Genomic DNA, 16,042 nt, shown 5'->3' with positions numbered 1-16,042 from the left:
AAGATATAATTTGCAATAAAGCAGAAGCTGTAGGGGTCGCCTCCGCCCACGCTTTGTTAAAGCGGTCTTAAAAATAGCATTTTATATTGAAATAGCAGAAGGAAAAACCACAATCCTTGTTAATCTTCATCATTTTATTCATAAAGGAAGATGATCTTCATTTATTTGCCGGGCGTACACCCAAAAGATTGTTTACTAAAGTATTTCCTGCACAAGGGAAAAAAGGATTATTTCAGTTGCTTTTCAAATTCCTCCAGGTACCGGGCAATATGAAATCCATCGACCAAACCATGATGCGCCTCAACAGAAACGGGCAAGAAGATTCTTCCTTCTCTTTTTTTGGACTTACCAAATGTTATTTTGGGTACAGATTCCTTTCTATCCAGATCAGAAGGGTGAAGAAGACCCGTAAAAGAACTCCAGGGAAAAGTAGAGTGTCTTATGAGGTCTTTTTTAATAGCATCATTATTTAAACGCAAGCCTGTAGAGTTCTTAACTGCCAGGATCTCTTTTTGCAACTCCCGATTAAAATTCTCAAAACTTAGCTCGAACGGAATAAAAGCAAAGCCGAAGGTCTCATCTTCCCTACCTATTGTCGTACCTGCATGAATGGTTTCGAATTCCACAACATCATCACCAATAATGCGTAGTTTCAACTCCCTCACTAAATTGACGGCAACCATAGATTTGTGCAGGTAAGACGCGAAGAAAGAAACACCACTTTCTTTTGCCTTTTTGTAGGCGTTTGTACATTCCACCTCTGCCACAACTCCAAAAAACGGACTTTTCATCTTTGAAAAGAATTCAAAATGTTCTCTCCTGTTCCAGTTATTTAGATCTATTTTTCTCATGTTCAGTTTAACCACTATTTATTACTCTTTTTACATTCAAATTTTTAAAGAACAAGCTGATCCTGCCGAACCCCACTAAAAGTCTTTGGACACCATCCTTTTTCAAGAAAATTTTGAAACTCTTCAGACAGTAACAAGTTGGAACCATTTTTCATTTGATTGTACCAAAGCTGCTTTCTTAGCAGGTTTCAATAACATTTTTTTAGTTGTGTTACAGATCTGGTCAATTCTTCCAATGCCAAAGCTCTTCCTTTTTTAAAAAGCAAAACTACAACATTGAATTCCGGAGACGGCATAAAGCCACTGCGCTTTTTATACGTCTCTTTCGGCCTTCAATGTTGTGATCGTACTGCATTAAAAAAGAATAAAGCTCTGGCACTGCCGGAAACAAAATTTCTTCAACTAAAATGTAATGCTATGAAAACTTCTGTCAATGAAATCTCCCTTCGCTATCAAAACACCAAAATCCAAATGGCCATGGCCCCAAAGATCAACTCCTCCAGGGAAGCCTTCAACATCTTCAATTCCATCTGGGATCAAAATGCCATAGCTGCGCAGGAACACTTCAACGTCATGCTCCTCAACAATTCAAACCGGGTTAAAGGCATTTTCCTTCTCTCTTCTGGAGGAATAACAGCTACGCTGGTTGATATTCGTATCCTTTTTGCCGTGGTGCTTAAATCCTTAAGTACAGCAGTGATCATCGCACATAATCACCCCAGCGGAGCTCTTCACCCCAGTACTGCAGATAAAAAGCTTACCGAAAGGATTAAAAATGCAGGGGAACTGCTGGATATTAAATTACTTGACCATTTGATTCTCACTCCCAGCAATGAGTATTACAGTTTTGCTGATGAAGGGCTACTGTGAATGCAGCCCTTTTAAATTTAAAAAAAGCCTCAGGTTCTAGTGAATTACGTTCAAAGGAATCTCTTTCCACCAGAGGAAGGTATTACGATTCCCTTTACGCTTTAATTTCCATAACCCTCTCTTCAAAATTCTCTCGCGAATTCGATCTTGATTTTGCCCGGGTTTTATAAGTATATATTGTTGCTACAGATAAGTTTAAAAATTCAGCAATTTGATTGCTGTCTTGAATCCCCAAACGATAGAGAGCAAAAACTCGCAGTTCAGTATTCAACAAATCCCCTTTTCTTACCTCTTTTTGTTGTTCCTCCGGGAATAGGGCATAAAATTCCTGCTTAAAATCTGGGAACAGCTTTAAAAACACCTCGTCGAATTCCCTGAACAAAGCTTCCCTTTCTTTTTTTACGCTATATTTTTTAAGGTTCTTTAGAACATCTTCTGGTTTTTTAGCCAGGAGTTTTTGAGTTGTGATTTTCTGTATTTTGTCTATTTTCTTGATCAAATCAGAAGTAGCACTAAGAAAATACCGAATATACTCCTGCTTTACTGCATCTGCCTCTTGAAGGCTTGCATTTAGTTCCTGTAATTTATGATTGTAATCTGTGAGGGCTCTTCGGGACCGGTTCCTGTTTTTAAGCTGCTTATAAATGATCCCTATGAAAACCAGCACAACCAATGTTAGTATGCCTAGCAAAATAGCAATGATTCCCAAGGTATTGTTTTGTTTTTCGATTTTAATAAGCTGAGCCCCTTCAATAATTGGAAGTATCGAGGAGATTTCCAGTTTACGATGCCGCGCATTATAAAACGTGGCATCATTCATTGCAATTCTTATAAACTTATTCGCTTTTTCCAGATCTCCGTTCTTATAGAGTTCATTAGCAAGATTTCTAAGAGCCACGTTCTCCATCGTAGCATTTTTAACATCTGCTATGGCCGCCATGGCCAAATAATTTATTGCCTGGTCAGTATATCCTGTTTCAGAATAAAGATAACCAAGACTGGAAGTGGCTACGCCATAGAATTCCGGTGTGAGGTCGAAATTATTGATCCAGTATGTAAAAGCGAATTTTGCTCCTTTCCAGTCCTGATGTTTCATTCGTCGTAAACTCTCCGTTGCCCAATAATAGGATGAATTCGGATCTGTAAATTTCAGGGCTTCTTCAATATATTGGTTTCCCTTTCGTGTATAGTCTAACCCGAACCGAGGATCCTTTGTATAATCTGCCAGATCATAAAAAGAACGAGCTTTCACAAAGTTGTACCTGAACTTATCGTGATGGGATAGCAGGGAATAATCAATACTATTAAGAGTGTCCAGCGCTTCCTTAAAGAGCCCGGAAGATAAAAGAATAAACCCTTCTTTTATCTTTGCTCGTGATAAACTAAGGCTGTCTTTCAGCTGCAGGGCATTTGCCTTAGCGCGCTCCAGAAATAAGTAGGCCGAATCATATTTAAATGACTGGTATTCTTCTGATAAACTCATATTTATTTGGAAAAGACTGTCTTTTTGACGCTGCAGACGATACCTGTCCAACTTTTGCTGGAGTAAAGAAATCCTTTGATGTTTCTTTTTTATAAAGAATTCCTTCTTTTCAAGCGTCTGCTCGAGTTCCTGAAGTAAACTATCCTGGTCCTGCCCGGGAACTGAATTGGTGACAAACAAAAAAGTCAGAAAAAATATGATACGCATATTTTGATATTTGGGGCTCTGAAAATTCTCATTAAAAGTAACTTTAAGAAAACGTTTGCGCTAAAGTATAAAAATTAGCCAATAAACAGTCCTTTTCGGCTACTCATTCTTCAAGATTTGGTCTTGATTTTCTCAATTGATCCTGATTTATAAAGCTTTGATTATTATTCTCTTGTCTAAAATCACCTCTTAAAATCATCTCGATTTTTAATTGATTTCTTTCCAGGCTTGTGATATCCTCTAATTTTGAAATTCAGATTGCATTATAAGATTTTTTTAACAAACATAAACCTTATGAAAAAAATGAAATTTAAATTTTTATCCCTCTTACTGGCGGTATTGGTATTCAGTTGCTATACCCCTGATGATGGTGACCATGTAGAACCCATTACTACCTACGAAGTCATTGCCGGTGAATGGGGGCTTATGAACTTAACCATGGTTGATGAATTTGCCAAAAGAAACAATATTAAACCCAATGAGGAGAACTTAAGCACGCTCTTTAATTTCGAAGATTTCCGGATACGTTTTGATGTTGATGAGAATAACCGGCCGACTACCTATGAGGTGGTAGGGGATGTTCCTCCTCTTTTTCAGCTAAAGGGATACTGGGATCTTAATAGCGATTTCCAACCAACAAATTCAAGTTCTATTGTCATCAGACTTTATAGTGATGCTGACAAAACCCAGCTAAAGGATGAATTGCATTTAACTTCTGTTCCAAGAACAAACCGTCAAATGGAGCTGCAAATTATCCGTACAACCGATGGAACACCTTTCGTTTCCTATAAGTTCAAATTAATAGAAGAAATATAAATAGCGACATGAAAAAAATTATATATACTTTTTTATTTCTAGCTCTTCTTACCCCCTCTGTGAGTAATGCTCAAGAGGTAATTGGAGCAATCAAAGATATGTGGTCTTACCCTGTGGTATATTCCTTTGATGAGGAAGTTACCTGGTATTTTGACTTGGCCGGTACTTCTGCCGTTGAAAACGAAGATTTCTATATTTGGATATGGTCCCCTTCAGAACCAGATGCAGGGAACTTTAACTCTTCTTCAGACTTCGCAAAACTTACCTATGAGGGTGACATGATATGGAGTTTTACTCTTACTCCAACGGAATATTTTTCAAGAACACCTGAAGAAATTCGTAATAGTGATGGCTTCTGGTTCTTCCTAAAAGACAAAACCGGGACGAAACAAACCGAAGTTACCCAAATGAAATACACAGATTTTTCTGCATTCTATGATGCCGGGGAAATTATGAAAGCCTATCCATCAAGACCATCTTTAAACGAAGGAGTGAGTATTCTTTTCAACTCCAATCTCGTGGAAGGGTTTGAAAATGCTAATAATGTTTACTTCCACAGCGGTCTTAACAATTGGGCAGTCCCTATGGAATACCAGGCCTGGGTTCCTGAACGAGTGGAAAAAACAAGAACGACAAATCTTGGGAATGGATTTTATAAAATGGACTTGATCCCTTCAGAATATTACGGAGTAGAACCGGATTTTGTCATGGAAAACATTGTTTTCCTTTTTGTTGCTGAAGATTGGACTGCGGTAGGCCCTGATCTTATATTAAATGCAGCAGAGGATATCCCACCTCCACCGGCTGAATTTCGATTCTTTCCTCTTCAACTGAGCAAAAAAGATTTTCTAGGGGTGATTAGGATTAATAATGAACGTGGAGTGAATAGTCTTCATTATACCGTTAATGCGGGCCCAAAGGTGATCACCGGAGAATTTACCGGAAACACTACAGAAATCAAAGGATTTATTGACCTGGTGACTGCATTGAAAGATGTTGAAAATGTCTCTGAGATCCATGTAGTGATCGAAGACAATAACGGAAGGGTCATAACAGATACTACAATTCCTTTGATCCCTCTCGATTAACAGCACAAAAAGGCACAATACAATTTTCACTAAAATATCTATTCTAATGAATATTAAAAATAATTTCACAAGTCCAGGAAGAAAACCTGTACTGGGCTCCCTGCTATTGCTCTGCATGCTTCTTTTTACTTTAGGAATGGAAGCACAGGAAAAGAGAGAAATTAGCGGTACCGTCTATGATAAAACAGGGCAACCCTTACCGGGCGCAACCATTTTGGAAAGCGGTACAAGTAATGGAACCACAACAGACTTTGACGGTCATTTCGAAATAACTATTGCCGAAGGAAATAATCTTGAAGTGTCCTACGTAGGATTTGTTACTCGGAACATTCCTATAACTTCAGAAACTTCTTCTCCTTTACCTATTACTCTTGAAACCGATGCTCAAGCGCTTGAAGAAGTTGTACTGGTAGCAGTAGGTTATGGAACAATGCGGAAATCGGATCTTACCGGAGCTATTTCCTCTGTTTCGGGAGATGAGCTGGTAAAAGGAGTTATCTCTTCTACCGAACAAGTGCTACAGGGAAAAGTAGCCGGTCTGACGGTAGTTCAGGGTTCAGGCGATCCCAGCAGTGGAGCTACCATGAGGTTAAGAGGAGGGACTTCCTTAACTGCCAGTAATAATCCTCTGGTTGTAGTTGATGGAATTCCGGGGGTAGACATCAATGCTGTGCAGCCTTCAGATATCAAATCCATTGACGTTCTTAAAGACGCGTCGGCATCGGCTATATACGGTTCTAGAGGAGCAAACGGGGTAATAATAATTACAACAAAGAGCGGTGAATTAAGTGGAATGGCTGTTAACTACACCGGTTATTCCGGAGTGAGTTTTTCTGCCAATAACATTGATATGCTCTCGGCCAACCAGTGGCGAAACTATGTTCGCGAAAATAACGTTACCCAAGCCATAGATTTTGGAGCTGATACCAACTGGCAGGAAGAATTAGAGCAAACGGCTTTTACACAATCTCATACCATAAGCCTCTCAACAGGAAAAGAATTCAGTGGTTTACGAGCTTCTGTGTCATACCTGGACAATGAAGGTATAGTTAAAACCACAGGTCTGGAAAGATTGGCGGCAAGCGTACGCACTTATCAATACGCTCTTGAAAAAGATCTGAAATTTGATATCGGTCTTACTGCAAATATGGATGAATGGCATCCTCTTGATTACAGGATATTCAAAAGAGCTTATAACTTGAACCCCACAATTCCTGTATACACCCGTGAGGGTGAATTTAGCCAAGTAGGCGGCACTCTTTACGAAAACCCGGTGGAGATCATGACAAACAGAACCGCTGATGACAAGAGAAAGCGACTGTTAGGATATTTGAAAACAGAATATAACTTTCTGAATGATTTTAAAGCTGTCGTTAATCTTTCACTGGAGCACAACGCCCACACCGGAAATATCTACAAACCCTCTTATGCAATTATGGAGGGAAGGACTGAAAATGGTTATGCTAATAAATCCTATGACCAGTATACCACTTCTCAACTGGAAACCTATATCAACTACGACAAAACCTTCAATAGCCACAAAGTAAACGCCATGGCTGGGTATTCATTTTTAGAAAACGAGTATGAAGGTTTTGGAGCACAACGAAGTGGTTTTGAAACCGATCTTTTTCTATATAACAATTTGGGAGCAGGACAAGATTATCGCTTGGGTGATGTGTATTCCTTTAAAGGTAAATCCCGACTCATTTCGTTCTTTGCCAGGGGAAATTACTCATACGATAGTAGGTATATGTTTACCGCTACGATCCGAAAAGATGGTTCGAGCCGATTTGGAAAGAATAATAAGTGGGGAACATTTCCATCAGCTTCTGCAGCTTGGCAGATCTCTAATGAAGACTTCATGAGCGACAGTGCAGACTGGCTTACTAATTTGAAATTGCGGGCTGGATACGGTATAACTGGAAATCAAGAAGGAATTGGAGAATACAAATCCTTGTCTATTTTAGGCGTTGGAAGAGATAGCTATTACGACCCTGATACTGATGCATGGAAGGTTGCTTACTCTCCTGTTCAAAACCCAAACCCGGACCTAAAGTGGGAATCAACCGAACAACTAAATATTGGAGTTGATTTTAGCTTTTTCAATCGTATCTACGGTTCTATAGATTGGTACAGCAAGTATACAAATGACCTGTTATATACATATGAAGTTCCTCAGCCACCATATCTGGTGGGAACCATGCTTGCAAACGTTGGAGAGCTCTCCAATAAGGGAATTGAACTTTCTCTTAATGCTAATATAATGGAAGGATCGAACTTCACCTGGGATGCCAATCTTAATTTGTCCAGCAACGAACAGAAGATTGAAAAACTATCAAATCAGGTGTATGAAACGGATATTATTTACAGTGGATCTCTTCATGGGTTATCAGGTATGTCAAACCAATTTTCACAGGTGATCAGAGAAGGATATCCAGTAGGAACATTCTGGGGCCGTGAATTTCTAGGACTTGATGAGAACGGGGAATTCATACTTGGTGAAGAGGACACTGCAATTGGCGATGTTCAGCCTTCCCTTAACGTAGGTCTCGGCATGAACTTCACTTACAATGACTTCGATTTCAGCTTTACCGGTTATGGTAGCTTTGGTCAAGAAGTGCTTAATGCTACAAATATGATGCTTTACGACCAGAACAGATTACCAGCATATAATGTACCGGATGAGTTTTTTGCAACCGGTATTACTTCCACTCCCACCTATTCCAGTTACTGGGTAGAAGATGCGTCGTTTTTCAGGCTACAGACAGTAACCTTCGGCTATAATTTACCAGTGAATGACATGTTCTCAAATTTAAGGATCTACGTATTGGGAGAAAACCTGGCAGTATTTACAGATTACTCTGGAGTAGATCCTGAAGTTGCTACCAGTGGATTAGCAAGCCCGGGAATCGACAGGTTCAACATATACCCAAAACCCACCACGATTTCCCTTGGATTGAACATCTCATTGAAATAACGTGAACGTTACAAAATTAAAAAGACAAAAACATGAAATTTAAAATAGCGAGTTTTCTGTTCAGTGGTATTTTTCTTTTTACCTCTTGCACAGCATTAGATGAAGAGCTGTACGATAAAGTGCAGGACACAGATTTCGGCCAAACCCCGTCTGAAGTCGAAGCCTTGGTGGGAGGAGCCTACTCCTCCTTAAGAGGCTTTAAAGATGACATTTCCACTTCTTATCCTACAAGTGAATATGTGTTTTTCTTGAATGAAGTAGTCTCAGATGAAGCGACAATTCCCACAAGAGGAACAGATTGGTATGATGGAGGCCAATACCAGGAAGCACAACGGCATACCTGGGATGCGGATAACGGAATGATCCTTTCCGCCTGGAGATATTCTTACACTGGTATAGCAAAGATCAATTCCATTATCTATCAAATTGACCAATCGGGTTTATCTGAGGAAGCACAAACACCCATTAAAGCAGAACTTAGAGCCGTAAGAGCATACTATTATTATTTGCTCCTTGATATGTTTGGAAATGTGCCAATTGTAACTGATTTTGAAGACCAGGAACTTCCTGCCAATTCTTCAAGACAAGAAGTATTTGATTTTGTAGAAACAGAATTGTTGGAGTCTATTCCTCATTTATCTTCGGAAATTGCTTATTCCAAATTCACTCAAAACGTTGCTTATGCTCTCCTGGCAAGACTATATTTGAATTCAGAGGCTTTTGTAGGTGTACCAAGGTGGCAGGATTGTATTGACGCATGTAGAAATATTACGGGCTACACTTTAGAACCTGATTACTTTGCAAATTTTGCCACCGAAAATCAGAACTCCAATGAGATCATTTTAGCCATTCCATATGATTCCGATGCTGGAACTCTTGGTAATTATCTTAATTCTATGTCTGCTCACTATCTGCACAGGTTCACGATTTCTCCTATTGGAGATTACCCTTGGAGTGCTAACGGGATCAGTGGACAACCTGGTGCCTATTCGGCATTTGAAGATCACGATGTAAGAAAGAAATCTTTCTTAGAAGGGGAACAAATTCATCTAGGGACGGGCTCAGTGCTTATTATGGATAACGGAGAACCATTGGTGTATACTGAAGAAATAGGAAATTTCACAAATGCCCAACAAAACGAAGGCGTTAGGCTGAATAAGTATGAGCAAAAGGCCGGGGAAACCTGGGAAAGGGATCACGACTGGGTAGTGATAAGGTATGCCGAAGTTCTTATGATGCAGGCGGAGAGTTATGTACGCATGGGATCACCTGATTTGGCAAGACCATTTATAGATCAAATTACAGCTCGTGCTGGTACCGAAACTCCTGCTACTATTGATCTTGATTACCTAAACAACGAACTATTAAGGGAGTTCATTTTTGAAGGTAAGAGGAGAACAGACAACATCAGGTTTGGAACCTTTTTCCAGCCATGGTGGGAAAAAGGTGCAACACCGGAATACCGGGCGATTTTCCCTATACCTCAAGTTGAATTGGACAAGAACACTAATTTGGTGCAAAACCCTGGATATTAATTCCGGGGCTTTGCCTCCTCAAAAAATTAAAAAGATGATAAGAAGAATGATTAATCCATTTATAACCGGCTGTCTTGGAGCTTTAGGAATTTTCTTTGTGGCCAGTTGTGACAGTGATTCTCCTTCAGGTAGTTCCACCACGATTGAAGAATTTGATCCCGTGCCGGTGGCCAAGACAAGTGATACCAAAGTGTACATGCACTACATGACCTGGTTCGAATCGAAAGAAAGTAGTAACAACAATCAATGGGGTTACCACTGGACCATGCAAAATCAGAATCCAGACAATGTTGATGCTGAAGGAAACAGAGAAATCGCCTCGCATTACTATCCCCTGATCGGTCCATACCACTCAGGAGACGAAGATGTTATTGAATATCACCTTTTGTTGATGAAATATTCTGGTATAGATGGTATTCTAATCGACTGGTATGGTACTTATGATGTAAATGATTACGCCATGGTACGAGAAAATACTGAACAGGTAGTGGAAATGATGGATGATGTGGGCCTTGAGTATGCTATTGTTTATGAAGATCGTTTTCTAAACAATGTGGTCAATGCGGAAATGGCTCCCACCCCTGAAAGTGCAGCCAAAAGGGATATGAGATATTTAGAATCCAATTTCTTTTCAGACCCAAATTACATCGAGATAAATAATAATCCGCTTTTAATGGTATTCGGTCCTATTACTTTGGAAACTCCTGAGAGATGGACTGAGGTTTTCAGAACTCTAAACACACCTCCAACATTCTTGACCTTATGGGACAGCTCTTCAGAAGCCGGTGAAAATGCACAGGGAGAATATGCATGGGTTTACGAAAATAATTCATACCTGGAAAACTTTTACACCAATACCCTTCCCTCTTTGGAAATAGGAATGGGCGGCGCGTATCCCGGTTTTAAAGATTTCTATCAGGAGGGCGGATCCTCCAGTAGCATCGGTTGGACTATCGAGCACAACAATGGAGCAACACTGGACCAAACCCTTCAGCTTGCATCAAAAAATAACCTGGACTATTTGCAATTGATCTCCTGGAACGATTTCGGCGAAGGAACTATGTTTGAACCTACAGAAGAATTTGGGTTCTCCTATATTGAAAAGGTAAGAGATTTTACTGGTGCAGAGTTAAGTTTCAATGTTTTTGAAAACATCTTTAGACTATTTTCTTTCAGAAAAGAGTACAGTGGAAATGCTGATGTGCAAAGGAAACTTGATCAGGCCTTCGAGTATTTTGCATCCGTACAACCGGAAAAAGCAGTAGAAATTTTAAACAGTATTGAGGAATAGCATCAGCTTTATGAAAATGAAAAACAAATCGATTAAGTCAATCCTAATTTATACTCTAATTTCTCTGGCATTTGCCTCATGTGTGGAGAAGGAAATTTCGGTTTCATCGCCGGATTCAAAAAACAAAGTGATTTTTTCTCTCACTGATGAGGGAGTTCCATACTATAGCATATTATCAGAAGATGAAATAATAGTATCACCTTCTAAAATGGGATTTGAGTTTGAGGAAACAGCCTCTATGTCTGAAGGATTCGAGGTCATCTCCACCGAAACAAATTCTGTTGATGAGACATGGGAACAGCCCTGGGGGGAATTTAAGCAGGTACAAAATAACCACAATGAGCTTGTTGTGCATCTTAAAGAAAAAGAGGCGCCACATAGATCTATGGACATCATTTTTCGGGTATTTAACGATGGAGTAGGATACCGCTATTCTTTTCCTGAACAGCCTTCTTTGAAAGAGTTGAAAATCTCTAATGAATTAACGGAATTTAATTTTGTTGATGAACCCGAGGTGTGGTGGGCTCCTGTTCATTCAGAGAACAGCTACTATGAAAGTTTCTACCGGAAATCTCCATTAAATCAAACAGACACGATCAATACGCCAGCCACATTTGAACTGAAATCTGGAAAATATTTGGCCATACATGAAGCAAATCTTACAGACTTTGCATCCATGACTTTGTACAATTCAGAAGACAATCAGTATAAAAGTGAATTGGTGCCATGGGCAGATGGAGTTAAGGTCTATACCGAAGCTCCTTTTGAAACGCCATGGCGAACAATTATAGTTGCAGAAGAGCCAGGTGGACTAATGACCTCCACTCTAATGCTGAACCTAAATGAACCATCAGAGATCGAAGACCTTTCGTGGATAGAACCTTCCAAGTACATGGGTATCTGGTGGGGAATGCACCTCGGAAAGTATTCCTGGGGACAGGGAGAGAAACATGGTGCAACAACAGAGAATACCAAAGACTATATTGATTTTGCTGCCGCTCATGGGTTTGATGGAGTGTTGGTTGAAGGATGGAATGTCGGTTGGGATGGAGATTGGACGGCAGACGGAACTGCCTTCAGCTTTACAGAGCCTTATCCAGATTTTGATCTTGAAGAGATCTCAGAATATGCTGCGACCAAAAATGTTCGTTTGATCGGTCACCACGAAACAGCCGGGGCAGCAAAACATTACGAGAAACAAATGGATGATGCCTTCGCATTATATCAAAAGTTAGGAGTAAATGCAGTAAAAACGGGCTATGTCAATAAATACCTGGACAAAAAGGAGTGGCATGATGGTCAGTATGGCGTTAGGCATTACCGTAAAGTCATAGAGACTGCGGCTAAGTATAATATCATGATCAATAACCATGAACCTGTAAAGGGAACCGGTCTACAACGGACCTATCCTAACCTCATGACCCAGGAAGGTGGAAGAGGTCAGGAGTACAATGCCTGGTCGGCAGACGGTGGAAATACTCCAGAACATACAACTGTTGTACCTTTTACCAGAATGCTATCCGGACCTTTTGATTTTACTCCCGGAATTTTTGACTTCGATTATGAAACGCCTAATGGAGCTCGAGTTCAAACTACTTTGGCAAAACAGCTAGCACTCTATGTTGTCCTTTTCAGCCCATTTCAAATGGCCTCAGATCTCCCGGAGAACTATGTTGGAAAACCTGAATTCGATTTTGTAAAACAAGTGCCTTCAATTTGGGCAGATACTAAAGTCTTAAATGCAGAGATAGGTGAATATGCCACTGTGGTTCGGAAAGACTGGGAAACCGAAGATTGGTATTTAGGAGCTATAACTGACGAAAAGGCCAGGAACCTTCAAGCTTCTTTAAGTTTCCTGGAACCAGGGAAGAAATATCAGGCAATAATCTATTCAGATGGCAAAAATGCTAATTACAAAACAAATCCAACTCCTGTAAACATTACGACTAAAACCGTTGAAAGCACCTCTGTTTTAGATCTCAGCCTGCAACCAGGTGGTGGAACAGCCATAAGGTTTAGTCCTTTATAAATAAGAAGTTTGATAGTCGCCTCTTTGTTTTACAAAGATGAACACCCCATGAGAGTAATTTTTGTGGGGTGTTTTTATTTAATGGTCACAACGGCAACGGCAATCAACGGCAACCATTCCAAATCAGAATAAATTAATTCTTTCAAACTATCATTTTATTATCTATCTTTAGAACTCAAAGGAGTGCAAATTTTGTGTTTTGCATACCTTTTTAAAGTTTCGTGAATGATTCGGTGAATTGATTTTCGTGATTAACTGTGAGACACCGGGAATAGAGGGCTTTGAGAAATATCACTGCTTTCTGTCATCCCGACAAGCATAAAAGCGATGCGAGAGCATCGCTTTTCTTGTTTTCAGAAGCGGCCAAAACTTGTTTTGGTGAGCGACCCTGAAAACAAGAAAAGCTGCAGGCGAAGCCGGCAGAGCTTTTATATTTCCAACAATGGATGACATAGGATTCTCTAAATCATAGAAATTCCAAGTTTTCAAATCCCAAATTCCAATTGGCACGATCAAAGTTGAAACAAGAAAAGCTGCAGGCGAAGCCGGCAGAGCTTTTATATTTCCAGCAATGGATGACATAGGATTCTCTAAATCCTCCACCCTTTGGATATACTACAACTCACAAGCACCAAATTCCAAAGTCAAGAAAAGCTGCAGGCGAAGCCGGCAGAGCTTTTATATTTCCAGCAATGGAAGACGAGAAGCTCTACTTAATCCCTGAGAAATACTCCTTGAACTCTCCCGAATCAAACTCCCCCATCCCGTCATGCTGCAGGACAAGTTTTCCTTCAGAGTTTATGATGAAAGTAGTGGGAATTAACTTGGTATGGTACATGGCAGGCATTGGGCCGGTTAGGCGGTAGATCTCGAATTCATAATCATATTTTTCCCTGAATTCAATGGCTTTCTCAAAATCCTGGTCCATGGAGAGCATGAGAAACTCTACATCCTCTCGGTCTTTAACCTCTTTATACAAATTGTGAATGGTTGGCATCTCTTCGATACACGGCGCACACCAGGTTGCCCACACATTGAAAAAGATCACCTTGCCTTTGAACTCTTCCATGCTCACCTGCTCCCCTTTTGAGTTTTTCATTTCCATCTGAAAAGTGGCATCAGGAAATTCTTTTTCGGACTCGCCACAGCCAGCTAGCATAGAGCTAATGGCAAAAATTAACCCAAGGTTTAGGAATTGTGATTTTGAAATGGGTCTAAATATTTTGGTCATGCCTCGAGAGGTTTAGGAAAAAATGTCCGTAAAAATATCATTTTTGTGCATAGCAAAGCCAAAGTTTTATCTCTCCTTTCCGAAACCAGGAACTTCTAATCTTCTTTAGAAAAGCTAAACAGCTGAGGATTAAAATTCACCATCAGCCAGGCCCAGTTTTGGGTATTGTCCTTATCCCCTCCCTTCAGTATTTCCAGGCTCCCGGTTGCAAACATTTGGGAATAGCCGGCATTGACGCTGATGTTTTTGCCCAGTTTGTAACCGGCCACAAGATCTATTTCTGTTCCCAAATAATCACTGTCTGCTTCGGTTATTTCCGCAGCCGATGAAAAGAAATGCGGAATCGCGCTAAAACTGAATTTCTCTTTTGAATAGGTCAGTTTTCCGTAGAGATCCACCAGTCCCACCGAATTCTGATGATTGCCAACGTAGAAGTGATCCATATACCCGTTAAAGGCGTGGTTGGTTCCGAACAATGGAGTGAAAGAATGCAGCTCACCCGAAGTATCATCCATATCTGTTCCTGAGAGATACTCGCCCCCTGCCCCTATTTTCCATGCTTCGGAAAGTGCATAATTCAGGTTAAGGCCGGCATACCAGGCAGAAAGGTCGCGGCCCATTTTTTGTCCTGTTTGTCCGTAAGCCGAAATATTTCCTGAAAAATCCCCTTTTAAAAAGTCATGATAGGCGCCAAAGGTTTGAATATAATCGGTCTTCCCTCCGGTGTTAGCCGCTTCATATTCATATCCGGTGTTCATAAAGAGAAAGCTGAAGCCCACGTTGTCTCTATCCAGGTGGTACCAGGCGAACTGCAGGTTTTGATAGGTGTTGATGGCATAAGGCACTTCAAAAAGCGTTTCTGAAGGCGCATTATAAGCCACTCCCAAATCCAGCCGGTGACAGGCGGCAGGCAACCAGCTGAACAATGCGGCATCATGGCTTTGGCCCTGCTGCGCCCAGTTCACTTCTCCCAAAATACGCTCATTATCATAAGACAGCACCTGCCTGCCCAGCCTTAGTTTAGCTGAAGAACTAAAGTTATACTGCCCGTAAGCCTCAAAAAGACTGATCCCGTTATTGTCTGCCGTTCTCATCGTAGGCACCTCTCCCCACACGCTAATGTTCTGTACAGACAGTTTCACCTCCAGCTCTTCCTGTTCAAAAAGCAGGTTTAACCGCGATCGCTGCGAAACAAAAGTAGCGGGATCCTGTTCTCCTGATAATAAAGTTTTATAACCATTTCTGAACTCAAGGCGTGGCTTTAGCTGTAGATCGGCTTCAAAGGATTGTGAAAATATTGGAGAAACGGCAAAGCAAAAAAGGATAAGCAGTAGTTTTTTGTTCATGGTGATATTTTTATTAGCTGCAGTAAAAGAAGGAAAAGTTGAGAGGATAAAATATGATCGGACTCATGTGTCCGAATTAAAAATGGATTTTCTCAAAACCTTTAAATATTACACGGGATTTCTTTCTAACCTTTAAGAAGAAGCATACATTTGTCGGCAAATTGGGGTGCTTGTCGTTGTGACAGGCTGAGATGATACCCGGGAGCCCTTCACGCTCTGCACCTGATCTGGATAATGCCAGCGTAGGGAATTTCAAAAGTTGCAATCTGCAACCTTAACCTGGTTCATCTTCTCCATTTTTATATAAATTTTAATGGA

Annotated in this window: 12 protein-coding genes and 1 riboswitch; of the genes, 7 read left to right on the top strand and 5 right to left on the bottom strand. The window is 40.4% G+C overall.

Annotated features, from left to right (window positions below):
- Positions 1-227: 227 nt before the first annotated feature.
- Positions 228-851, bottom strand: coding sequence for a chloramphenicol acetyltransferase (locus tag BLS64_RS08085; protein ID WP_093113271.1), 624 nt, complete (start codon positions 849-851; stop codon positions 228-230).
- Between the two features lie 417 nt (positions 852-1,268).
- Here BLS64_RS08085 and BLS64_RS08080 point away from each other — a divergent pair, with 417 nt between their 5' ends.
- Entirely contained in the window at positions 1,269-1,721 is a 453-nt protein-coding gene (locus BLS64_RS08080) for a JAB domain-containing protein (RefSeq protein ID WP_093113025.1), read from the top strand.
- 94 nt (positions 1,722-1,815) lie between these two features.
- Here BLS64_RS08080 and BLS64_RS08075 read toward each other — a convergent pair whose 3' ends face one another.
- Complete coding sequence (locus tag BLS64_RS08075; RefSeq protein WP_093113024.1) at positions 1,816-3,411, bottom strand: DUF6377 domain-containing protein; 1,596 nt, start codon at positions 3,409-3,411, stop codon at positions 1,816-1,818.
- Positions 3,412-3,705: 294 nt separating this feature from the next.
- On the opposite strand from BLS64_RS08075, the gene BLS64_RS08070 reads away from it, so the two are divergent.
- Genes BLS64_RS08070 through BLS64_RS08045 form a run of 6 tightly spaced genes read left to right on the top strand, consistent with a single transcriptional unit; the run spans position 3,706 to position 13,147 of the window.
- Entirely contained in the window at positions 3,706-4,227 is a 522-nt protein-coding gene (locus BLS64_RS08070; protein WP_093113023.1) for a DUF5004 domain-containing protein, read from the top strand.
- Between the two features lie 8 nt (positions 4,228-4,235).
- Entirely contained in the window at positions 4,236-5,315 is a 1,080-nt protein-coding gene (locus BLS64_RS08065) for a hypothetical protein (protein ID WP_093113022.1), read from the top strand.
- A 46-nt stretch (positions 5,316-5,361) separates the two neighbouring features.
- A complete protein-coding gene (locus BLS64_RS08060; protein WP_093113021.1) occupies positions 5,362-8,292 on the top strand; it encodes a SusC/RagA family TonB-linked outer membrane protein in 2,931 nt (976 codons plus the stop codon).
- A 32-nt stretch (positions 8,293-8,324) separates the two neighbouring features.
- Positions 8,325-9,827 carry a RagB/SusD family nutrient uptake outer membrane protein gene (locus BLS64_RS08055; protein ID WP_093113020.1) on the top strand — a complete coding sequence of 501 codons (1,503 nt, stop codon included), beginning with the start codon at positions 8,325-8,327 and terminating at the stop codon, positions 9,825-9,827.
- 34 nt (positions 9,828-9,861) lie between these two features.
- Entirely contained in the window at positions 9,862-11,118 is a 1,257-nt protein-coding gene (locus BLS64_RS08050) for a glycoside hydrolase family 71/99-like protein (RefSeq protein ID WP_143019286.1), read from the top strand.
- 10 nt (positions 11,119-11,128) lie between these two features.
- Positions 11,129-13,147 (top strand): glycoside hydrolase family 97 protein, encoded by a 2,019-nt coding sequence (locus tag BLS64_RS08045; RefSeq protein ID WP_317039632.1) that lies wholly within the window; start codon positions 11,129-11,131, stop codon positions 13,145-13,147.
- 291 nt (positions 13,148-13,438) lie between these two features.
- On the opposite strand, the gene BLS64_RS08040 is transcribed toward BLS64_RS08045, so the two are convergent.
- The 3 genes from BLS64_RS08040 to BLS64_RS08030 form a co-directional block, all read right to left on the bottom strand.
- Positions 13,439-13,729 (bottom strand): hypothetical protein, encoded by a 291-nt coding sequence (locus tag BLS64_RS08040; RefSeq protein ID WP_143019285.1) that lies wholly within the window; start codon positions 13,727-13,729, stop codon positions 13,439-13,441.
- Positions 13,730-13,856: 127 nt separating this feature from the next.
- Positions 13,857-14,378 (bottom strand): TlpA family protein disulfide reductase, encoded by a 522-nt coding sequence (locus BLS64_RS08035; RefSeq protein WP_093113017.1) that lies wholly within the window; start codon positions 14,376-14,378, stop codon positions 13,857-13,859.
- Positions 14,379-14,473: 95 nt separating this feature from the next.
- Positions 14,474-15,724: an alginate export family protein gene (locus BLS64_RS08030; protein ID WP_093113016.1), complete on the bottom strand. Its 1,251-nt coding sequence runs from the start codon at positions 15,722-15,724 to the stop codon at positions 14,474-14,476.
- A gap of 152 nt (positions 15,725-15,876) precedes the next feature.
- Positions 15,877-15,990: riboswitch (TPP riboswitch) on the top strand.
- Positions 15,991-16,042 lie beyond the last annotated feature (52 nt).

This window comes from Salinimicrobium catena, from assembly GCF_900102915.1.
Lineage (GTDB): Bacteria > Bacteroidota > Bacteroidia > Flavobacteriales > Flavobacteriaceae > Salinimicrobium > Salinimicrobium catena.
Note: the sequence above shows the minus strand (reverse complement) of the source record. Positions and strands in the feature narration are given on the sequence as shown.